Annotated in this window: 26 protein-coding genes; 4 read left to right on the top strand and 22 right to left on the bottom strand. The window is 46.8% G+C overall.

All coding sequences use genetic code 11. From position 1 onward, the window contains the following. Positions 1-59: 59 nt before the first annotated feature. From nusB to spoIIIAA, 14 genes are all read right to left on the bottom strand, one after another. Positions 60-512: a transcription antitermination factor NusB gene (gene nusB, locus ACE04G_RS30735; protein ID WP_017687596.1), complete on the bottom strand. Its 453-nt coding sequence runs from the start codon at positions 510-512 to the stop codon at positions 60-62. Between the two features lie 222 nt (positions 513-734). After that, complete coding sequence (locus ACE04G_RS30730; RefSeq protein WP_339304863.1) at positions 735-968, bottom strand: DUF2273 domain-containing protein; 234 nt, start codon at positions 966-968, stop codon at positions 735-737. Positions 969-982: 14 nt separating this feature from the next. Continuing rightward, positions 983-1522 (bottom strand): alkaline shock response membrane anchor protein AmaP, encoded by a 540-nt coding sequence (gene amaP, locus ACE04G_RS30725; protein ID WP_017687594.1) that lies wholly within the window; start codon positions 1520-1522, stop codon positions 983-985. Positions 1523-1668: 146 nt separating this feature from the next. Then, complete coding sequence (locus tag ACE04G_RS30720) at positions 1669-2079, bottom strand: Asp23/Gls24 family envelope stress response protein (RefSeq protein ID WP_017687593.1); 411 nt, start codon at positions 2077-2079, stop codon at positions 1669-1671. 217 nt (positions 2080-2296) lie between these two features. Then, complete coding sequence (accC, locus tag ACE04G_RS30715) at positions 2297-3640, bottom strand: acetyl-CoA carboxylase biotin carboxylase subunit (protein ID WP_036614375.1); 1344 nt, start codon at positions 3638-3640, stop codon at positions 2297-2299. A 55-nt stretch (positions 3641-3695) separates the two neighbouring features. Beyond that, on the bottom strand, positions 3696-4160 hold the full coding sequence (gene accB, locus ACE04G_RS30710; RefSeq protein ID WP_221822234.1) for an acetyl-CoA carboxylase biotin carboxyl carrier protein: 465 nt from the start codon (positions 4158-4160) through the stop codon (positions 3696-3698). Between the two features lie 139 nt (positions 4161-4299). Next, on the bottom strand, positions 4300-5130 hold the full coding sequence (locus ACE04G_RS30705) for a SpoIIIAH-like family protein (protein ID WP_449005399.1): 831 nt from the start codon (positions 5128-5130) through the stop codon (positions 4300-4302). Positions 5131-5196: 66 nt separating this feature from the next. Beyond that, a complete protein-coding gene (spoIIIAG, locus tag ACE04G_RS30700) occupies positions 5197-5835 on the bottom strand; it encodes a stage III sporulation protein AG (protein ID WP_221822130.1) in 639 nt (212 codons plus the stop codon). Positions 5836-5850: 15 nt separating this feature from the next. Next, a complete protein-coding gene (spoIIIAF, locus tag ACE04G_RS30695) occupies positions 5851-6681 on the bottom strand; it encodes a stage III sporulation protein AF (protein WP_339304866.1) in 831 nt (276 codons plus the stop codon). Between the two features lie 31 nt (positions 6682-6712). Next, positions 6713-7855, bottom strand: coding sequence for a stage III sporulation protein AE (gene spoIIIAE, locus ACE04G_RS30690; RefSeq protein WP_397376270.1), 1143 nt, complete (start codon positions 7853-7855; stop codon positions 6713-6715). 68 nt (positions 7856-7923) lie between these two features. Continuing rightward, entirely contained in the window at positions 7924-8313 is a 390-nt protein-coding gene (spoIIIAD, locus tag ACE04G_RS30685; protein WP_017687586.1) for a stage III sporulation protein AD, read from the bottom strand. A 32-nt stretch (positions 8314-8345) separates the two neighbouring features. Next, on the bottom strand, positions 8346-8549 hold the full coding sequence (gene spoIIIAC / locus ACE04G_RS30680; RefSeq protein ID WP_017687585.1) for a stage III sporulation protein AC: 204 nt from the start codon (positions 8547-8549) through the stop codon (positions 8346-8348). Positions 8550-8578: 29 nt separating this feature from the next. Further along, positions 8579-9097, bottom strand: a complete 519-nt coding sequence (gene spoIIIAB, locus ACE04G_RS30675; RefSeq protein WP_221822136.1) for a stage III sporulation protein SpoIIIAB — start codon at positions 9095-9097, stop codon at positions 8579-8581. Next, positions 9090-10094 (bottom strand): stage III sporulation protein AA, encoded by a 1005-nt coding sequence (gene spoIIIAA / locus ACE04G_RS30670; RefSeq protein ID WP_449005398.1) that lies wholly within the window; start codon positions 10092-10094, stop codon positions 9090-9092. Before spoIIIAA ends, spoIIIAB begins: the two co-directional genes overlap by 8 nt. Positions 10095-10358: 264 nt before the next feature. On the opposite strand from spoIIIAA, the gene ACE04G_RS30665 reads away from it, so the two are divergent. Continuing rightward, a complete protein-coding gene (locus tag ACE04G_RS30665; RefSeq protein WP_221822140.1) occupies positions 10359-11108 on the top strand; it encodes a 2-phosphosulfolactate phosphatase in 750 nt (249 codons plus the stop codon). A gap of 87 nt (positions 11109-11195) precedes the next feature. On the opposite strand, the gene ACE04G_RS30660 is transcribed toward ACE04G_RS30665, so the two are convergent. From ACE04G_RS30660 to ACE04G_RS30640, 5 genes are all read right to left on the bottom strand, one after another. Then, a complete protein-coding gene (locus ACE04G_RS30660) occupies positions 11196-12449 on the bottom strand; it encodes an aspartate kinase (protein WP_047843625.1) in 1254 nt (417 codons plus the stop codon). A gap of 190 nt (positions 12450-12639) precedes the next feature. Beyond that, positions 12640-13197: an elongation factor P gene (gene efp, locus ACE04G_RS30655; protein WP_017687580.1), complete on the bottom strand. Its 558-nt coding sequence runs from the start codon at positions 13195-13197 to the stop codon at positions 12640-12642. A gap of 312 nt (positions 13198-13509) precedes the next feature. Then, the gene (locus tag ACE04G_RS30650; protein WP_449005397.1) at positions 13510-14583 is read right to left on the bottom strand and encodes a M24 family metallopeptidase; all 1074 of its coding nucleotides are present in this window, start codon (positions 14581-14583) and stop codon (positions 13510-13512) included. 39 nt (positions 14584-14622) lie between these two features. Beyond that, positions 14623-15066 (bottom strand): type II 3-dehydroquinate dehydratase, encoded by a 444-nt coding sequence (gene aroQ / locus ACE04G_RS30645; protein ID WP_036614400.1) that lies wholly within the window; start codon positions 15064-15066, stop codon positions 14623-14625. A 76-nt stretch (positions 15067-15142) separates the two neighbouring features. After that, positions 15143-15721 (bottom strand): YqhR family membrane protein, encoded by a 579-nt coding sequence (locus ACE04G_RS30640; protein ID WP_449005396.1) that lies wholly within the window; start codon positions 15719-15721, stop codon positions 15143-15145. Between the two features lie 213 nt (positions 15722-15934). Between ACE04G_RS30640 and ACE04G_RS30635 the strand changes: the two genes are divergently transcribed. Together ACE04G_RS30635 and ACE04G_RS30630 are read left to right on the top strand one after the other, a co-directional pair. Then, a complete protein-coding gene (locus tag ACE04G_RS30635) occupies positions 15935-16927 on the top strand; it encodes a DUF1385 domain-containing protein (RefSeq protein WP_062835280.1) in 993 nt (330 codons plus the stop codon). A gap of 5 nt (positions 16928-16932) precedes the next feature. Then, positions 16933-17265, top strand: coding sequence for a hypothetical protein (locus tag ACE04G_RS30630; protein WP_036614407.1), 333 nt, complete (start codon positions 16933-16935; stop codon positions 17263-17265). Positions 17266-17326: 61 nt separating this feature from the next. Here the strand turns inward: ACE04G_RS30630 and ACE04G_RS30625 are convergent, their stop codons facing one another. From ACE04G_RS30625 to mntR, 3 genes are all read right to left on the bottom strand, one after another. Next, a complete protein-coding gene (locus ACE04G_RS30625; RefSeq protein WP_036614410.1) occupies positions 17327-18328 on the bottom strand; it encodes a patatin-like phospholipase family protein in 1002 nt (333 codons plus the stop codon). Positions 18329-18417: 89 nt separating this feature from the next. Continuing rightward, entirely contained in the window at positions 18418-20028 is a 1611-nt protein-coding gene (locus ACE04G_RS30620; RefSeq protein ID WP_339304870.1) for a family 10 glycosylhydrolase, read from the bottom strand. Between the two features lie 210 nt (positions 20029-20238). Further along, positions 20239-20667 (bottom strand): transcriptional regulator MntR, encoded by a 429-nt coding sequence (gene mntR / locus ACE04G_RS30615; RefSeq protein ID WP_036614415.1) that lies wholly within the window; start codon positions 20665-20667, stop codon positions 20239-20241. A gap of 192 nt (positions 20668-20859) precedes the next feature. Between mntR and splB the strand changes: the two genes are divergently transcribed. Continuing rightward, positions 20860-21930, top strand: coding sequence for a spore photoproduct lyase (gene splB, locus ACE04G_RS30610; RefSeq protein ID WP_221822155.1), 1071 nt, complete (start codon positions 20860-20862; stop codon positions 21928-21930). Positions 21931-21936: the final 6 nt, after the last annotated feature.

Raw genomic sequence — 21936 nt, 5'->3', positions numbered from 1 at the left:
TACTCTCTCTCCCTTATGTGAATATAAATTTAGAGGTTGTTCAAATAGTTAATCATAACTTAAGATAATTTTGCTTTAATCGCGTCAACTTCCTGAATCATGCGTCCAAGTACGCCATTGACGAACTTACCGGATTCTTCTGTACCAAAATATTTGGACAGCTCAATTGCTTCATTGACAGATACTTTTGCCGGAATGTCATCACGAAACACCATTTCATACGTAGACAGTCGTAGAATCTGGCGATCTACACGTGACAGACGGCTAATCTGCCAACCTTTCAAATAATCAACAAGCAGCCCGTCAATGGCTTCCTTATTGTTCCAGGCTCCTTGTACAATCTCAGTAACATAAGTACGCATTACATCTGCATCGCGGATAACTACTTCAGTTTCATTATCTTCAGCAGCTTCATTGATTAACATGTTTACAGCTTCTGCTGCACCCACCTCATTCATTTCCATCTGATACAGACTTTGTACTGCAATTTCCCTTGCCAAACGTCTTTTCATGTCCTGCCTCCTGCAGCGCTCCGTCTGGAGCGTCATCATGCTTATTTTATAATCCATGCATCCATCTCATCAAATCCAGTATCGGTTGAATCAATGGCTTCCATGGTATTGTTATTGTTATCCCTTTTCACAAAAAAACCTGCAATACGTTTCCTCCAAAAAACGGGCAACCTAAATTACAGCTCTATTTTCGGAAGAAACATATTGCAGGGTTCAGGTAGGTCACTTAAACGGACGCCAGCGATCGCCAAGCCATTGTCCCCACTCCCTCCAGGGAATGAACGAACCCAGCTTTGAATCGCTTCGTCTGCCTAATGTATAACCGATGAACACCAAGAGTGCAAAGAACAACATATCCCAAAAACCGATCCATACATAAAGAAATCCAAAAAAGATGCCGCCGATAATTCCGGTAATTCGGCCTCTGTGACTATCCCAAATCTCTTTCCACAGCATCAGTGAAACTCACCTCATTCCACTCGACTCTTGTAGTTAGGCGACTGGGTTACATTAGCGATATACACCGTGACAAAAGAAACCGGAATGCCCGTAATCTCTTGTACATGATCATGTATCGCCTTTTGCAGATCAGAAGTCAGCGCAGGAATAGGTGTCTCACCATCCACTACCGCACGGATCATAATCTCCAGTCCTGACTCAACCACGCGTATGCGTGCCTTGACATCACGTACTCCCCGGAAACGGGAAGTTGCCTTCAAACAGAGATTCTCAATCGTCTCCATCGAAATCTGTACATCACCAAACTCAGTACGTTGATCTACAGACGGCAACGATGCACGCTCACGTCGAACCGAGATGTAGAAAAATCGCAAACTCAGGATAAACAAAATCGCTGCTGCAATAACAGACGCAACAATAACGTTTTGTTCCTGCTGGTAATTCAATTCGTAAGGCAGCACACCGCTAATCAGAAGAATGACGGCTGCCGATATTGCTCCAACGCTTATGCTGTATATAAACAACAGAAGCCGATCCAGTATTTTAGCCACGAACTGCACAGCCTCCCTTGCTCACTAACATTACTTAACCAGTTCACTAGCAAAAAATCAGATCCTCATCTAGCTTTCGCTATAATGAAGACCTGTCCAAGACGGGATAACCCCCGGCAGATGATGCCGGGGGAATCTGTCTTCTTTTATTTTACGCGCTGACTGTTCAGGTCGATCTCTTCCACTTTCTCGGTGCTCTTGAACTGAACGTCATGAATGTGCACATTCACTTCATTCACATTCAATCCTGTCATGTTCTCGATGGAACGTTTCACGTTCTGTTGAATCTCCGTAGCTACTTGTGGCAGACGGTATCCGTACTCGATAATTACGGAAACATCAACTGCCGCTTCACGTTGGCCCACTTCAACTTTAACGCCTTTGGAAAGGTTTTTGCGACCAAGCAATTCAGCAAATCCGCCAGCGAATCCGCCACTCATGCCTGCAACACCTTTCACTTCAAGGGTCGCCAATCCAGCAATCACTTCAATAACTTCAGGTGCGATCTGGATTTCACCGATATCCGTTCGTTCAAATTCAGTCGGTAGTGTACTCATAACTGTTCAACACACCTTTCGCGAGATAAGTTTGCGGCCATCCGTCAGGGCGCTGGACTCAGGTTAATCAACCTTCAGAACCCTTCCGGTCCGGCTTTACCGGAACTCCTGCAAACATCCGCGAGGTGCGGGCTTATCCTTTGCAGGAGACATGCGCTCTTATTATTCATACTATATCATTTGGGCTACATTATGACAAACAAGCCCAATATACCTTTTAAATCTCGTTTTCCTCAAGAAATTTGATATCAAAGTCACCACGAATGAACGTTGGGTGCTCCAGCAATTTCTGATGGAAAGGAATGGTTGTGGATATGCCTTCAATCGCAAATTCCCCAAGCGCACGCTTCATCTTGGCAATCGCCTCTTCACGATTCGCTCCCCACACGATCAATTTTGCGATCATGGAGTCATAGAAAGGTGAAATGGTATAACCCGGATAAGCAGCACTATCTACACGAACACCAGGTCCTCCCGGTGCAAGGTAGAATCCGATTTTGCCTGGGGATGGCATAAAGTTACGGTCCGGATCTTCTGCATTGATACGACATTCAATGGACCAGCCATTGATAACCACGTCTTCCTGACGGAATGAAAGTGGGTTGCCTTCAGCTACCGAGATCATCTCACGGATCAGATCCACGCCAGTAACCATCTCAGTTACCGGGTGCTCTACCTGAATACGCGTATTCATCTCCATGAAATAGAACTCGCCGTTCGGGCTGAGCAGGAACTCCAATGTACCCGCTCCCGAGTAATCCACAGCAAGGGCAGCCCGTACCGCAGCTTCACCCATCAATGTACGCACATCTTCGGAGAGAATCGGACACGGCGCTTCCTCTACCAATTTCTGGCGACGACGCTGAACCGAGCAATCACGCTCTCCCAGATGTGCTGCATTTCCGTGTTTATCAGCGATGATCTGAATTTCCACGTGTTTCATGCCTGTCAGGAATTTCTCCAGATATACACCTGCATTGCCAAATGCCTTTTGTGCTTCCTGCTGAGCAGCGGTAATCTGCTTAATCAGCGTTTCTTCATCTTCGGCAATACGGATTCCCTTACCTCCGCCACCAGCAGTAGCTTTGATAATGATAGGATATCCGATATCTCTAGCAATCATGATGGCTTCATCCATATTTTCAACAAGGCCGTCTGATCCAGGAATAACAGGTACACCTGCATCTTTCATCGTCTGTTTGGCAACAGCCTTGTCACCCATTTTGGTGATGGCTTCAGGAGAAGGTCCAATAAACGTAATATTGCAAGACTCACAAATTTCTGCAAAATCAGCATTTTCCGCCAAAAAACCGTATCCAGGATGGATTGCATCACATTCCGTCAGCGTAGCTACACTCATCAGGTTTGTGAAGTTGAGGTAACTGTCCTTAGACAGTGTCGGTCCGATACAATAAGCCTCATCTGCAAGACGAACATGCAGAGAATCCTTGTCCGCTTCCGAATAGACGGCTACCGTTGAGATGCCGATTTCACGGCAGGCACGAATAATACGTACCGCAATCTCTCCACGGTTCGCAATCAGTATTTTTTGAAATTTCATTTCGTTTTGTCCTCCTTCGAAGCTCATGCGGTTAGCTGTTAACCAGCTATAACGGTTATTCCGGTTTCACCAGGAAAAGGGGCTGCCCATACTCGACCAGCTGTCCGTTCTCAACCAGCACTTCAACGATTTCTCCCTTGATGTCCGCATCAAGCTCGTTCATCAGCTTCATAGCTTCGATGATACATACCGTTGTTTTCTCAACAACTTTATCACCAGCGCTCACAAAAGGACCCACTTCCGGCGAGGAAGCTCTGTAAAAAGTACCTACCATCGGAGATACAATTTTATGTAAATGACTTGTAGTATCGACCTGCGGTGCAGCTTCACTTACCACTGCGGCCGGCTGTACTTGCGGAGCAGCAATCATTTGCGGTTGCACAGCAGCTGCTTGAACATACTCCGTTTTGCCCGGTTTGCGGATTGATAACCGTGATCCTTCATTTTCAATTTCCAACTCTTGAACGGAACTTTCATCTACCAGTTTAATCAGTTCTTTGATCTCACTCAATTTAAACATTTCCATTATTCACTCCTTCGGCATCATGCCAGTCTCACTAGGACGGTCATATGGCTTTATGTATTATATCATAATCATTAAAAATGGAAAGAGCCCGAGAGTACAACCAGCTCCCGGGACTGCATTTCCATCATTTGGATTACTGTTCTGTGACGTATTGCACGCTGATTTTGTTCTGTGAAACCGCCAATTCTTTCATCACCAGATCCACAATGGATACCGCCTGTTTTACATCCAGTTTGTCACTGAGGACCACAACTTTATACTTGTCGGAATCTTCTTGAACGATCGCATTAGCGAACTGTTGAGAGAGCGTCTCCTCAATGCCAGTGATTTTAGCTTCTTTTTCTTCCAGTGTACGGAGTTGCTCCGTTGCTTTGGCATTCTCCTCTGGCGTTTTGCTCAGATCACCTGCCACGGTCATCAGTTCCTCATACTTGCGATTGTTGCTTTCCTCACGTTGCCACTGGTAGTTCTGGAACTGGCTGCTCGCAGATGCTGTCGTATTCTGCTCTTCCATTTCCTTGAGGACTTCCTCATCTGTCTTGGTTGCCGTGCCGCCTGCCTGACCGTCTGTATCCGTTGTAGTTGTTGCGCCTTTGTCGGTCTCTTTGTTGGTTTCTTTGCCTGCCTCACCCTTATTCTCGCCTGGTTCGACAGCAGGTGTTTTCTCTGCATTTCCAGCTTCTTTACCTTCTGTAGCCGCCGGTTCTTCCACAGCGCCAGCCGCATTTGGATCACTTTCAACTTCGCCGCCATTCACCACTTCATTCACAACCAAACCTTCTGTAGGATCAAGAATGCCTGCCGTCTCCTTGGCTTCCCCTTGCTTGATTCCATCCACTTGCTGACTGTCAGCCACCGGCGCGTTGACTGGACCGGAATCCTCAGTGAACAGATAATACGCGGACAAAATGACCATCAGACTCAGCATGGAAACGAGCCATACCGTTTGACGTTTGTTATTCATTAGAACTTCCTCCTCAAATTGGCTTCAATCTTATGAGAATTGAATCTTGTGATTCAACACATCAGATTAGTCTTGTTTGCGCGGTACAACCGAGATCCGGTAGGCTGCCACATTCAGTCCTTTTTCCACAGCATCGGTTATCAGGTCCTTCACAACCTTGTTCTCTGCACCCCTCGCAACCACAAGCACCCCACGAATCTGCGGTTTGAGCTTTTTGGTCACTATAGGTGTCTGATCCCCTGATATTTCGTACGTAATAATCTCGCCATCACGGGTATATTGCGTCATATGTCTTTTGCCCCCGTTAGCATCCGTTTCTTCGGTAAGTTGCTGAGAATCCTTCACGTTCCGCTGAACGACCAATTCTTCTGTGGAATCCACGGTAACCATCACATCAACCGTTCCCACACCAACAATGTTTTCCAGCACACCTTTGATTTTGTCTTCAAATGCAATTTCGATTGCCTGAAAAGGATTCTGTTCTGACGGATCACTCTGTATGGATGCCATGGATGTTGCCGGGTCCGGTGGTTCCCGACCGATATTTTCGGAATCAATTTTTTTGACATTGACGAAGGAATTGAACAGCATGATTCCCACCCCGATCAAACCCAGGATAATCAGCCAGCGGAAGGTTTGACTTCGCCTCGCCCCACCCTCTCCGCCACCCATCCAGGTTTCCATCTTTTTGAACCATTGTTTCATCGGACACCCTCCTTCTCAGAGCACTTCAGCACTTTTGGGTTCTGTCACTTGAACGTTGTTCGCATCAACATCCCACTTTTCAGTCAACAATGTAATAATCTGCACCGCATGCTCGGACCGTGTGGATGTCTCACCTTGCTGCTTCGTCTCATCTGCCTGATCACGTATAACAGGCTCCGAAGACACTTCATTTTCATCACGTTGCCCTCTACTCACATCAATCTGTACATCAGGCACTTCAATCTGACCGATCTGGATGGGCTGCTGTATTTGATGTGTTTCATCCTTCTCGGATTCTGTGTTTGTACCAAATATGGGTTGTGTATTTGCAGCGATTTCTTGCTGCCCTGCCTTCACTTCTCCTCCTGCACCCTCTCCGGCCATCTCGACCAATACACGCTGGATTACAGGCAGTTCGACTGATGAGGCAGCTTCCATCTGAGTTTCATATTTACTCATGGTCAGCTGTACCTCTACGGACCGCACCTTGGCTCCTGTTGTTTCTTCAATCTGGCCTTTCATGACATTAGCCAGTTCTTTAGCTGTCCATTGTAAGGATTGTTCCTGTTCATTGGATTGCAGCCGCTTGCCCTGAGCTAATATCTGTTCGAGTGTTGCATTTCCATCCGCTGGAGCATCCATTGCCGACATTGCCCGTTTCAGTTCGCCAACCGGATCACTTTTGAGCAGCTTGGTTATGGGTGATAAAAGGGTCAGCAGGATGAGAAGGCTCAGCACAAGCTTGACATAACGTTCCATGGATCGATTGGGCAACAGCATATCCACAAAGGTCGCCAGCAGAACGATCATAATCAATTCCTGGAGCCAGTTGCTCAGCCACCCCATCCTTTCCATCCCCTTTCTTGCCAACATACATTCAGCGCATCATGACAGTCAGATTTCCCGCGGTCAGCAGGATGGTAATGGCCAGGAAAAACATCAGCCCGACGGCTGCGAGCGCCGCAAATACGTAGATCATGCTCTTGCCGATGGCCTGGAGGCATCCTACAATCGGGGTGTCTCCTAGCGGTTGCATAATGGCACCAGTTACGTTGTATATCAAGGCAAGAGCCAGGATTTTGAGTGCCGGAAAAGCACATAGAAACAAAATGATGATCACCCCGGTGAGTCCAATTGCATTTTTGACAAGTAAAGAAGCTGTAATTACCGTATCCGTCGCATCCGCAAATGTTCTGCCCACGACAGGGACAAAGTTTCCTGCGATGTATTTGGCGGCCTTCAGGCTGACCCCATCCGCTACCGATCCCGATGCTCCCTGCACCGAGATTACACCCAAAAACATCGTCAGCAGGATACCCAGCAGTGCCACACTAATATTGCGCAGGAGGTCTGCCAGCTGTGTCAGCTTGTACTTGTCAGACAATGAACTGACGAGATGCAGTACAGCCGAGAAGAAGAGTAACGGGAATACCAGCAAGTGAATCAACGTACTCACCAGATGAATCATGAAAATGATGAGTGGATGTGTCACCGAGACGGTGATGACATTACCCATGGACGCAAGCAGTGTGAATAACAACGGAACCATGGCCATCATGAAGTTGATCATGCCAGTTATGGCATCCTTGGCGTATCCAATCGCCACACTGAAGCTGTTAATTGCAATGATGATGATGACCATATAACAGATGGAATAGGCGATTTTGCTAATATTATTTTTCTCAAATGCGGTCTGAAGCGTCTCCAGAATCATGCTGAGTACACTTAACATCACAATCGTGACCAGAAGTTTGCCATTATATAAAATTTCATGCAGCATGAAGGTTCCGATCGCCACAAACACCGATTTCAGGCTGAACCCTTCATTGCCGGGGATTAACATATCCATGAAGGAAGGGGTCTTCCCATCCGGGAAGAAACCACCGTATTGTTGCATCAGTTGATCCCAGTATTTCTCCACCTGATCCTTGGGAAGCTGATCGGCCTGCTGCTCCATCCACTCACCGGAAGGCGAGGTTGCAGTAACCTGTCCCAGGATACCAAACAGAAAACAGAGCATCAGTACAACCGTAAGGCGCCACTGCGGCTTATGATGCATTGATTTCATATGAAGTCCGCACGCCCTTTCTACACCGGCATCAGCTTCATGACGGTTTCGATAATAATGCTGATGATCGGTATAGCAAGTACAAGGATCAGTACCTTACCAGCCAGTTCGATCTTGGACGCAATGCTTTCCTGGCCTGCATCCCTGACAATCTGCGCGCCAAATTCAGCGATGTACGCTATGCCAATAATTTTCAGCACTGTTTTCAGATAAATGCTTTCCATGCCTGAATTCTCGGCAAGTCGCTTCAACACTTCGATGACTGCACCGATTTTGCCAATCAACAACATGAAGATGACAATGCCAGTCGCGGCAGCAATCAGAAAAGCAAACATCGGTTTCTGTTCCTTAATGACCAGAATGAGCACGGTTGCGATGAGCGCCAAACCTACAACTTGAATAATTTCCACAGGTCACCACCATCCGGCTTTATGACCGTTTTTCATTGAAAAAGAAATATCGATTTGATCTCTTGTAGCAGGCTGTCCAGCATACGGACCACCATGAACAATACAACGACAAATCCGATTACGGTCACCCAGTGAGCCATATCTTCCTTTCCCATTTGTTTCAGTACCGTGTGAATCATGGCAATGATGATTCCGATACCCGCAATTTGAAAGATTGCGTTCACTTCTAGATTCATGACCTTGGCACCTCACTATCCCGGCTATTTCAGAAGATCAGAATGACGATTAACGCTCCGACAAGCATCCCGAGGCTTCGGCTCATTCGTTCATATTTCATTTGATCGGCCTGGGCGCGGGATTCCTCATGCATTAGTTGTTGAATGGCTAACGATATATGTTTGGTCTGATCCTGACGGTCACTTGTGCCAAGGCTGAAGCTTAATTGCAGCATCACTTCCTTCTCGTCAGCCTTCATGGCCGATCTTCCCCACGCCAGATCTACGCCTGACTGCAGACTTTCCCGGGCAGTGAGTCCATGAGGAGGTTCCATCTGAGAAGCTGCATGAAGGAACAGCGTCTTTACAGGTTCTTTGGTCTGTGCTCCCATCTTGCCCATGGCATCAGGAAGTGGAGTGAGCCCATAGTTAATCTCCGTCATTAATCGCTGGAGGGCTGCAATGAGTTCTCGCAACTGTCTCGGTCTTAATGCATACTGTCTGGCCTTGTAAAAACCGGCGAGGGTGCTGGCTAACAGAATAATTACCGCACCAAACATGTTAACCAAAGGCTTCACCTCCTGCCCCGGTCTGCTGCAACCCACGCATTTTGCCATCAGCCAGCCGAAAGGTCATGCCCCGGCTCGTCCGTTGCAGTTGGACATAACGTTGAAACATCTGCTCCGTAATCAAGGTTCTGAGGGCGGGTCTGGCCGACAGCTCTGATAGGTCACGGCCATGCGCAGTCGCAATCACTGAGACTCCTGCATGCAGGGCTTCCATCACCGCCTCGGCATCCTCCGGACGACCAATCTCGTCCACAATCAGGACATCGGGTGACATGGAGCGAAGCATCATCATCATGCCCTCAGCCTTCGGACAACCGTCCATCACATCTGTTCGGGGACCTACGTCGAAGCCAGGTACTCCTTTGTAGCTACCAGCGATTTCGGACCTTTCATCCACAATGCCCACTTTCAGACGCGGACGTATTCCCTGAACCAGTTCAGTTCCCCGTGTAAGCTTTGTACCACTGCTAATTTGTCTCGCCAGATCTCGTAGCAACGTCGTTTTCCCTTGTTGTGGTGGTGATAGGATCAACGTGTGCAGGACCTGTCCGCTCTTCATATCGAGAAGATAAGGAAGGATACGATCAGCCACTCCATGTACCTCACGGGCTACCCGAACGTTAAACCCGTTAATGTCACGCAGGTATTCGACACGCCCACCGCTTAGCACCGTTCGTCCAGCAAGCCCGATTCGATGTCCCCCAGGTATGGTGATGAACCCTTTACGCAGTTCCTCTTCCAATGTATAAAGTGAATGGTTACTGATCAGATCCAGCAACCTGTGCGTCACTTCTTTCTGAGGAACATACGCTTCTTCAGGATTCCCGGTCGGACAACCTTGAGGTGTCAGGAAGTGGTATGTGTTGCCTGCATTAATCTCCAGGGGTCTGCCTTCACGAATACGTACTTCCTCCACTTGTTCCAATAGAGCGGGTGGCATTCTTCCAAGAATGGTTCGGATCGGTTCCGGAAAAAGTTCCCTCCAGTTCACCTTCATGAGTAGGCTCCTCCAACCTTGAGATCATTTGGTTCACACTTCTGGCGCTTGTTCATATCTCAAGTTTATGCCTGTACATTTAATTTATGACGCTGAAATCTATCAATTCTTCAGAATACGGTTGAGAGTTTGAAACCATAGATGCACCTTCTGTTCTAGGCACCCGTCTAGATGTGCATGCATATAGTAATTGGAGATAGGTAAGTTCCATTTCGGTTCAAAACAGAACTACCGATCCCCAGATAAAGAAAGGAGTTGTGGGGAGTGCGAGTTGATGTCGTTGGCAATGTGAATGAAGTACGTACTATTGATATTGCAGGGCGAAGTGCAGTTGTCATTGATGTATTGTGTACGACCAGTACAATTGTTACGGCTCTGGCGTATGACGCTTCGGCTGTGATTGCCGTAGAGACCGTTCCACAAGCCAAACAAATGGAAGTGAAAGATTGCATTCGAGGTGGGGAGCGTTTTGACAAAAAAATCACCGGATTCGAGGTGGGTAACTCCCCCTATGAATATATGACTGAGGACATTGCAGATAAAACGATCATCCTGACCACAACCGATGGAACCCGAGCCTTGATTAAAGCTTCTAAGGCGAAACATGTACTAGCTGGATCATTTCTCAATGTCAGGGCTGTCGCAGCAGTTCTCTGCCAACTTCAACGAGATGTATTGCTGTTATGTGCGGGGAATCAGGATGAATTTGCACTGGAGGACGCCTTGTGTGCTGGATGTATCATCGACGAACTGCACCGTCAATCCTGTTCTCCCATCCAACTAAACGATCTCGGCATAGTACTTCATCAGGCGGTATCCCAATGTCAAGAGAGGATCCCGGAGCTGGTGCAGGGATCTGTTAGCGGGCGTAGGCTTGAAAAGTTAGGCAGAGTTCATGACATTTCATATTGTTCTCAATTAAACTTGCTGGATTGTGTTCCCGAGATGGGGGAGGGGAACCTCATGCAACCTTATAGAGGCATACGCGGCGGAAAGATGTTCAAGTTGATGTGAGAATTGCCATGAGAAAAACAAAAAAAAGGTGTACTGCTGCCCGTTGGCAACAGTACACCTTTGCTAATTTACATACATAGCAAATACTTATCTGCGATCTTGAGGTCCACCGATAACGGCTTGCTCCGCAGTGTCGAGATCATATGCTGTATGCAATGCCTTAATGACGTCATGCAGCTTATCTCCGTCAATAACACAAGATACTTTGATCTCGGAAGTGCTCACCATCTTGATACTCACGCCTTCAGCGGAAATGACTTTGAACATCTTCGCAGCTACACCAGGATGACTGACCATGCCTGCGCCAACAATGGAGATTTTAACGAGGTTCTCCTCTGATGTGACTTCACGGTAAGGCAAACGGCTATGAAGGCCTTCAATGACACGTAATGCGTTCTCACGATCAGACAGCGCCACAGAGAAAGAGAAGTCCGCTTTGCCATCCATCACACCGCTCTGAACGATAATGTCCACATCCAGCTGATTGGATGCAAGCGCACCAAATACTTCGGCCAGAACTCCTGGTACATCCGGCACACCCAGAATACTGATGCGAGCCACATTTTTGTCATAGGCAATACCACTAACCACTACGCCTTGTTCCATTGCTGCTTCCTCCTTCACAACCGTTCCTTCATTATGGTTAAAGCTGGATCTTACAATTAAAGGTACACCGGAATGCTTCGCGTACTCTACTGCACGCGGATGCAGCACCGCTGCTCCCAAATTAGCAAGTTCCAGCATTTCGTCATAGGATATTTCCTTCAGCTTGCGCGCAACCTTAACGATCCGCGGGTCCGTAGAATAGATTCCGTCTACATCCGTATAGATCTCACACGCATCAGCCTTAATGGCTGCCGCCAGCGCTACAGCTGTTGTATCCGAACCACCACGACCCAGCGTTGTGATCTCGCCGTCTTCCGTCATGCCCTGGAAGCCTGCAACAATAACAATGTTGCCCTCGGCAAGTGCTGCATTCACACGGTCAGGTTGAATATCATGAATACGTGCTTTTCCGTGAACCGGCTCTGTGCGGAATCCCGCTTGCCAGCCCGTAAACGATACTGCCTTACGTCCAAGCGCTTGAATAGCCATCGATAATAAGGAGATCGAAATCTGTTCTCCTGTCGTTAAGAGCATATCCATCTCACGAGCAGGCAGATCACTATTCAGTTGTTTTGCCTGATCAATCAAATCATCTGTTGTATCCCCCATGGCCGAAACCACAACTACACACCGATGTCCTTCATCAGCTTTTTCTACAACACGTCCGGCTACACGCTTCATGCGTTCTGTATCTCCGACCGAGCTGCCCCCAAATTTCATGACGTACAATGACAACGCAAATCCACTCCCTACCTTGTGCAGTATGCATAATTAATGTCCATCGTCATTATTCTCTACGAGAAATGACTTTAACCCAGTATATTACGAAAGCGCCTGATAGGCTAATCTTTTTTCGAAAAAACCCTCTGCCAAAGGAATGGCAGAGGGTTGTTAATACCGTTTATTAGCTTACAGCTTGTGAAAGTTACGCCCGGGAAGAGTATTTACCTTCACGTGTGTCAATCAGGAGAACGTCACCTTCGTTAATGAACAAAGGAACCTGTACGTTCAAACCTGTTTCCACTTTTGCATTTTTGGTAGCGCCTTGTGCAGTGTTACCTTTAACGCTTGGCTCAGTCTCGATGACTTTCAACTCAACGCTTGTTGGCAAGTCGATTCCGAGGATTTCACCTTGGTAGCTAACAATCTTAACGACCATGTTTTCTTTCAGGAAGTTCAATTCCCATTCCAGTTGATCACTAGTCAATGTGAACTGATCATATGTTTCGTTATCCATGAACGTGTGCTCTGTACCGCTTGCATACAGGTAGGATACGCCACGATTTTCGATGATGGCACGACCAATCGTTTCGCCTGCACGGAATGTTTTTTCAACGGTGTTTCCGTTACGCAGGTTTTTCAATTTGGAACGTACGAAGGCAGCGCCTTTACCTGGTTTAACGTGTTGGAAATCAAGCACGGTATAGATATCGTTATCTACTTGCACGGTCAAGCCTGTTTTAAAATCGTTTACTGAAATCACAAAAAATCCCTCCTGATATGGTTAAAAAGTAGGTGATATAAGACGATAGGTTAATGTAATGGTGGGTTTATTCTGAATTGATGACCATGTGCGATGTGACCGTTACGGGTTCGGATCGTTCCTCCGATCGCTGTTGTCTCCTCATTTTCCCGACTAGATTTTAATAAGGTTTAAAATGAGGAGACAAAGGCGAGCGCTTCGCTTCTTCAGAATCGATTCCGCTCCCTTCACTGCTTTTGCAATGGTCCATAACAATCAGCAATAACCTGTACCTTTATATTAAAAATCGTCTTATATCCCTGTGGCTGTAATTTAGCCGATTACGGTGAACTTCTTGTCCGACTTCGTGAGAATATGAATACCCGTCTCGGTAATCACTACGTCATCCTCGATACGCACGCCGCCAAGCCCATCAATATATATACCCGGTTCAACGGTAACAACCATACCCGGTTTCAATACATCGTCGCTAAGCTTGGACAAGCGAGGAGCTTCGTGAACTTCCATACCCAGACCGTGGCCTGTGCTGTGTCCGAATTGATCTCCATATCCGTGACCTGCAATGATATCACGAGCCAATGCATCTGCTTCCCGTCCGGTCATGCCCGGTTTCAGGTTCTCCAGCGTATGTAACTGAGCTTCCAGTACAATGTCATAAATTTTGCGCAATTCAGGTACAGGTGTGCCTGTTGCAATGGTACGTGTCAGATCTGAACAGTATCCATCCAAAAGTGCACCAAAGTCAAATGTAATTAACTCATTCTGTCCGATGACCTTGCTGCTTGCTACACCGTGAGGCATAGCAGAACGTTCACCCGATGCTACAATGGTGTCAAACGAAGAAGACGTTGCTCCATGCTTGCGCATGAAAAACTCCATCTCCAGATCCACTTCACGTTCCGTCATACCTGGTTTTGCAAACTGCAAAACGTGGCTGAACGTGGCATCCGCCAGATCTGCTGCTCTCTGCATAACCGCGATCTCGTCTTCATCCTTGAACATACGAAGTTGTTCCACAATCCCGGATACAGCTTTCAGTTCAATAGACTGCAGTGCTTCAGCATAAGCGGAGTGCGTGCCAAATGTAACACTATCCTGCTCGAAGCCAACTGCTTTAATATTTGCGGATGCCAGTAGTTCGCGCACCGTATCCATCGGCTTAGCTCCATGCTCAACAACGGTAAATCCTTTGGCTTGCTGAGGCGCTTGAGACATATAACGGAAATCAGTCAGCAGATATGCATCCTGTTCCGTAATCAGCACATATCCCGCAGAGCCTGTAAAACCCGTCATATAACGACGGTTAATCGGGTTTGTAATCAGCATTGCTGTGAGTTCACGCTCACGCATGGCTTCACGCAACTTATTTACTCGTTTGTTTTCCATCGGTAACCCTTCTTTCTCTCACATTCCCGGGTTCCCGGCTCAGGTTTGTTTGTCCAGATGACGCACAAGAGCCAGCAATCCCAGTTCATAGCTTACTTCACCAAATCCGGCAATCTGCCCGATTGTTTCCGCTGCAATCACTGAATGATGTCTGAACGCTTCGCGTGCATGAATGTTGGATAGATGTACTTCCACCGTAGGGACTTTTACAGCATTGATTGCATCACGTATAGCATAGCTATAATGGGTAAATGCTCCGGCATTCAGTATTATTCCGTCTGCCTCACCCATCGCTGCATGAATGCGGTCAATGATGTCCCCTTCATGGTTCGATTGATAAAAAGCGATGGAGACGCCAATTTCATCAGCCTGTCTGCGAATTTTGTCCTCAATATCCTTCAGACTAAGCGTTCCATAGATGCCCGGTTCACGTACACCAAGCATGTTCAGGTTCGGACCATTGATCACAATAATTCGTTTCATCGCTGCTCCACCCTCTCTGCAAATAACCATCTGCTATTTTAACACAGCCATTGCCGGATTGAGAAGCTTTTTTGCGCTATGCCCCTGCTTGCTCCGGCTCGCGTTTGCGTTCATCGGTGTACTCCATGGCTACCGTGTAACCAATGAACAGCCCCCATAGCAAAAAGAAACAGAGTTCCGTGATGATCGAATCCCACGTTAAACCGTTCAAAGGCTTCATCATCCCGAGTTTAGGTCCTACCAGTATAAAGAGAATCAGCCACCAGACAATTCCATACACCATGCCGGGTACCGGTCCTTTTAATTTTCTAATCGTGAACGTGTAGAGCAAGGAAGCCAAGATGGAAAAAACGATAAAAAACAACCAGCCTGTCAAATGTCCAGCTGCGGTATATATATATTCATGTTTGAAAAAAGGCTCGGCCAGAAATCCGACAGGTACAATCGTAAAATGCAACAGATAGAATAGCCAATGCAGCCCGCCCCAGATAAAACCGGCAAAGAAGCCAAGCTCTAACGCAAAGGAAAATGGCTTGGTGTAGTAGTGAGCTTGACCTTGCCTCTGGGTAGGGCGCCTGCCCCTGTCTTTTTGCTGCCGTTCTTTCGGATGTTGGCCTTCATCTCGCGATGTATCTTCATGCGTACGCTCTGTCATCGATATTCTCCTTCATTCAGTTGATAATCCCGTACTATGCCTCGAATTTTCTGCCTGATTCTACGAGGTAGTATGTTCAAAACAGGACAATCTTAACAACATCCTTCAAGGATTGACTCACAAACTAGAAATTGCGCTTAAAATTCGATACAATAGTATTATTAAACTGCCTTTGATCGCGAAGGCCTAGAACAGAATAGGAAGGTGAATAATTTGCCTCAACAATCCAAGCCTGTCAGCTATGGGGGGCAAGCTGTCATTGAAGGCGTAATGTTCGGTGGGAAACATGTCAACGTTACAGCTGTTCGTAGAAAAGACGGCGAAATTACGTATCTGGAAGTTCCCAAGCAAGACAAGTCCTGGGTCACGAAATTGCGGCGGATTCCTTTATTACGCGGAATTGTCAGCATTATAGATTCAAGTGTTAAAGGTAGCAGACATCTTAATTATTCTGCTGACGCTTATGCTGATGATGAACTGGAACCGGAAGAGAAAGCCAAGCAAAAAGAGAAAGAAGGTTCGGGCTGGAGCCTTAGCATGATTATTGGTGTAACCGCCGTAGCCATTCTTTCATTCCTTTTTGGTAAAGTTGTGCTTACTTTGCTTCCTGTTGTTATCGAGAATTTTCTATTCAAAAATGCATTCGACAATCAGTTTTTGCATAATTTACTGGAAGGCGGCATTAAGCTGATCCTGTTACTCGCCTATCTGTGGTTAATCTCACAGACGCCGATGATTAAACGTCTCTTCCAGTATCATGGAGCGGAACACAAGGTAATCAGCGCACATGAAGCTGGTGAAGAACTGACACCGGAGAACGTGCAAAAGTACAGCCGACTGCACTACCGCTGCGGAAGCAGTTTCATTATGTTGACTGTCATCATTGGAGTGTTTCTATACTCCCTCTTCACGTACGATAACCTCTGGGAACGGATGGGTCAGCGTCTATTGTTATTACCAGTTGTGCTAGGCATTTCTTTTGAACTGTTAAAGCTCACGAATTCGGTACGTGATATTCCTGTACTGCGTTATCTCGGATACCCGGGATTGTGGCTGCAATTGCTGACAACAAAAGAACCGACCAACGAACAGGTAGAAGTCTCCATTGCTTCGTTTAACCGTATGCGTGAGTTGGATGCCAAGCTTGCCAATGTCTCTGCTACGTCAGAAGTACCTGTTGCAACACTCGATCCTGTGAAAGGGTGAATGATATGAACAAGCAGGCAATCTTATTTTGGACGTTCATCGCACTAGCTGCTGTTGGAGTCTTGACTTGGCTGGGGAACGCTAGTCCATCCAGGATCATTATTCCTCTGGTCGTGTTCGGAGCCGTATTCCTGCTGTACAAATATCCGCCTCGTCGCTGGGCAAGCAAAACCAAATCACCGAAGATTAAACCATCGGCACGAACCATGGCGAAAGTTAATGCACAGTCCAGTGCCAGAAAGAGCAGCGGCTCTTCAAAGAAACGTAAGGATTATCCTTTCCAAGTGATTCAAGGACAAAAAGGGAAAAGCGATGAAGATATTCCGAAATTTCACTAAAAGCTACTGAACATACAAAAAAGCAGTTCTCCCAACTTGCGGAGAATTGCTTTTTTCACGTTTATACAGGAATCAGAGGCGGAGCTTCTGCTTGTTTCTTGCGCAATTCTTTTCTTTGTTTGTCCAGCTGTTCATCATACATTTTCATATTCCATCCGTTGAAAAATTCGTTCCCTGCGGTTGCACCTGATCGATATAAGGCCGTGCTATCCTGTAACGATAAATGAAATTGCGTTGGTTTAATCCCAAGCGTTGGTATCTTCACTGTACGAAACCGGTTAATCTGTTCGATATAGCGTTCATCATGTGCTGTGAGCATCGTCTCCACAAGGGCCTGAAGCATGCTTAGCGGTCCTTTAATCCGGGCAGGTTCCACTTCCGTCTTCCCCACCATTTTGAATCCGACAACCGGAATAACGTCTCCTCCTCGTTCCGAACGATCACCATCGAAGAGCCACAACGGAAAATTGCTAAGCAATCCACCATCCACGACATACACGAACTGATCTTGAAAAGGAAGTCCTTTGGAGAATACTGGTGATTTGCGTATGACTACCGGATCGAAAAAATATGGAATACTGCAACTCATACGTACCGCTTTTGCAACATCCAGCTTGGCAGGATCAATGCCGAACCGCCGAATATCGTCTGGCAGCACCAGAATGGTCCCATTGGATATATCGGACGCCGTAATAAGCAACTTGCCTTGCGGCAAGTCAGCAAATGTGCGAATCCCTTTCTGCTCCAGCATCTTGCGAATCCATGATTCCAGCGCCTCCCCCGAATACAAACCTTTCTTCAAGAACAGCCTTGCTGCCGGTCCGATCCATCGGGTATTAAATATGGGGGAACGACGCAGCAATGAAACAAAGGGGGTATTCTCAATAATGACTTTCATCTCTTCAGCCCGGTAACCTGCCGCTAGCAGAGCAGCTACAATGGAGCCGGATGATGTGCCTGCCACCCGATTGAACTGAATGCCGCAGTCTTGAGCACCCTGCACAGCGCCTGCAAGCGAGATCCCTTTGACGCCTCCACCTTCAAACACCGCGTTAATTAACACAACAAAACCCCCGTTCTCCAGGCAGCCACGTTTCTACTGCCACTCTATGAGAACAAGGGTTTGTCTTATAACCGTATTGTTAAATTGTTTTAGAGACCATAATAAGCTTTTAATTTGGCAATTAGGCCGAGAGGGTTCTTCGTCAGGTACTGTGAACTGAAGAAAATATCCCCTTTGACCGAACCATACTTCTTGTTGTAGTTCAGCTGATCGATGATCTCCTGTGAAGTCTGCCAGCCAATTTCCGGCGTACCTAACTTATAAGGAGAGTGACCGATATACAATTTTACATTTGTGTTAGCCACTTCATTCGCCCACCAGTCCACGACTTTGTCGTAACGGGCTACGTTCAGTGTCATACTCCAATACACCTGCGGAGCGACATAGTCGATCCACTCCTGGTTAATCCATGTCCGCACATCTGCATTCATGCTGTCATAGGCGGTTACTCCTGCTTTGGTATCAGAGCCTGTCAGATCAACGGATTTGTTACGCCATACACCAAATGGACTAATTCCATATTCAACGTTAGCTTTCACGCTGTGTATACTCTGTCCGAGCTGCTTAACGAACTGATTGATATTGTCCCGACGCCATTCAGCACGGTCTTTGGTATTCAATGTGTTATAGGTTTTGAAGGCTGCATCATCATTAAAAGTCACATTGGACGGATAGAAATAATCATCCAGATGTACGCCATCAATATCATACTGATTGACCACTTCCATGATCGTATCGATAATATGCTGTCTGGCTTCCGGGATACCCGGGTTAATGTACAATTTGCCGGATGCATTCACAATCCAGTCGGGATGAAGCTTCGAGATGTGGTTTGCAGCCAAGTTTGATGTACTCGCTGAGTTCGTTGCTCTAAACGGATTAAACCAAGCGTGGAACTCCAGACCTCGTTTGTGTGCTTCCTCAACCATAAACGCGAGGGGATCATAACCTGGATCTTTACCTTGTGTTCCTGTCAATACGCTGTTCCAAGGTACCAGACCTGAAGGATAGATGGCATCCCCGTTGGCTCTCACTTGAACGAATACGGCATTAATGCCCATACCTTGCAACGTATCGAGCTGTTTCGTGTACTCCTGCTTTTGCTTCTCCACATTTCCCTTCGCTCCGGATGAAGGCCAGTCTCCATTCACAGTGGAGATCCATGCTCCCCGCATCTCTTCAGAAGCTGGTACAGTGCCCGTACCTCCAGGCTCCGCTGGGGTTGCCGGGGTTGGTTCAGGAGTTGGGACTGATTCGTCTCCTGTGTACAGATCAATGGTCTGGGCAGACTGATTCCAGTTCACTCGAATGCCCAGGTTCTCACTGACGAATCGAATGGGTACCATGACCCGACCCTGTTTCAATTCGACCGATGCATCCAGACCAACTACTGCGTTATCCACCGTCGCCTGCTGGCGTCCGCTCGTCATAGAGATGACCGAATCGGATTTCTTAATGGTCACGGTACGAGTAGCTTGAGACCATAAAACAGACGCACCCAGTCCTTCGCTAATAACACGCAGAGGCACCATCGTTACATTTACTTTGGGCAAGATGTAGGGTGATACATCCGATTCCAAACGGTTGCCGTCTAGAAAAATAGCGATTTCCTTCTGCCCGGCCGCTTGTGCCGTCATACCTGCTGTCTGTAATCCAAGTACAAAAATGAGCAGCAGCATCAATCCTTTACGAACGTTCATTAGTGCAGTCCTCCAAAATCATTATAAATTTGCGGTAAATTCTACTAGTTTAATAGACGCTCCTACCGTTCGTTTAGTTGCGAAAATCACCAAATTTTGGTGTGATTGCACACAAAAAAATGCTTCCTGCCATTGAAACGGCAAGAAGCATCCTTTGATCACGGGATACGATTCATTGTATACCACCATGTGTATTCCACTGCAAAAAACTTAAGACTCCGTATTACTCATGACGTCCTGAAGGTTTTTGAGGTCACGCAACCGGCTCTCATCCTGACGGAAGTATTCAACCAAGGACTCGATGCATGTAATGGAGTCCCAGCTCAGATGATGTTCAATGCCTTCAACATCATTGTAGATATTTTGTTCCTGAACACCAATCGTTGTCAAAAATTGTTCAAGCAGATGATGGCGCTCCATCAAACGTTTGCCCATCTTTTTGCCTTTTGGCGTAAGCACCAGTCCGCGGTACTTTTCATAGATCAGGTACTCGTCTTTGTCCAGCTTTTGGATCATCTTCGTCACCGATGAAGGATGTACTTCCAGTCCTTCAGCTATATCAGACACACGAGCATAGCCCTTTTCATCAATTAATTTGTATATACGCTCCAAATAATCTTCCATACTGGGCGTTGGCATCTGCTTCCCTCTTTTCTCTCTGACCGGCCCCTATTCGTGCCTGGTCCCTATCTTATAATGATACATGTTATCAATACGCATTGGCAAGTCCTGCACAGTTCAGAGCGCGCTGTTACACAAGTAATTGGCAGGCGTGACTTCTCCCCATACGAGGCAAACTAAACAAAGTTCCGCATCGAAAGGAGTGATTTCGTGAGTACAAGTGTAGCCTCACCGCCAGTTCGTAAAGCAAAAGGCACTAAACCCTTTATTCCCGATTTGGTGTATTTTGAACCCGGTGCGTTGGAATATGATAAAGGCAAACGGATTATGGAATGGGTCACATCCAAAAACATCCCTTATCAAATGACCACATCCCATAACCGTATCACAAACTTGCCGGGTGAAACCGAACAAGAAAAATATCGGATGGCAAAGCGTACTCTTGTCGTTGGTGTGCGCAAAACACTTAAGTTCGACCAGTCGAAACCTTCAGCGGAATATGCCATTCCCATCTCTACAGGCTGTATGGGGCACTGCCATTATTGTTATCTTCAAACTACTCTTGGTGCAAAACCTTATGTCCGTGTCTATGTCAATACCGAGGAGATCATTCAGGCTGCAAAAGGATACATCGAAGAACGGGCGCCTGAAATCACACGATTTGAAGCTGCCTGTACATCCGATCCCGTAGGACTGGAGCATATCACGGAGAATTTAAGTGACTTGATCCGTTTTATGGCTGAAGAAGAATATGGGCGCTTGCGCTTCGTAACCAAATATCATCACGTTGATCCGTTGCTGAACCTTAAACATAACGGCCACACCCGTATCCGGTTTAGTGTCAATTCGGATTATGTCATCAAAAACTTTGAACCGGCTACCTCCAGATTTGAGGAACGCATTGAAGCTGCTGGCAAAATTGCACACGCCGGTTATCCCCTGGGATTCATTATCGCTCCGATTATGTGGTATGAAGGCTGGGAAGAAGGATACTCGGATCTGTTGCAAAAGCTGGCAGATACGCTCCCAGAGGAAGCAACTAGGGATCTTACCTTTGAGATGATCCAGCACCGTTTTACCAAAACGGCCAAAGCAACCATTGAGAAACGTTATCCCAAAACCAAGCTGGAGATGGATATCGAGAAACGCAAGATGAAATGGGGCCGTTGGGGTCAGTACAAGTATGTTTATAAGGATGACCAGCAAGATGCGCTGCGGGAGTTCATTACGGAACGGATCTTTGAACATTTTCCACTAGCCAATATTGATTACTTCACCTAAACGAAA

This window comes from Paenibacillus sp. AGC31, assembly GCF_057334655.1.
This window is presented reverse-complemented; position numbering and strand designations above follow the sequence as displayed.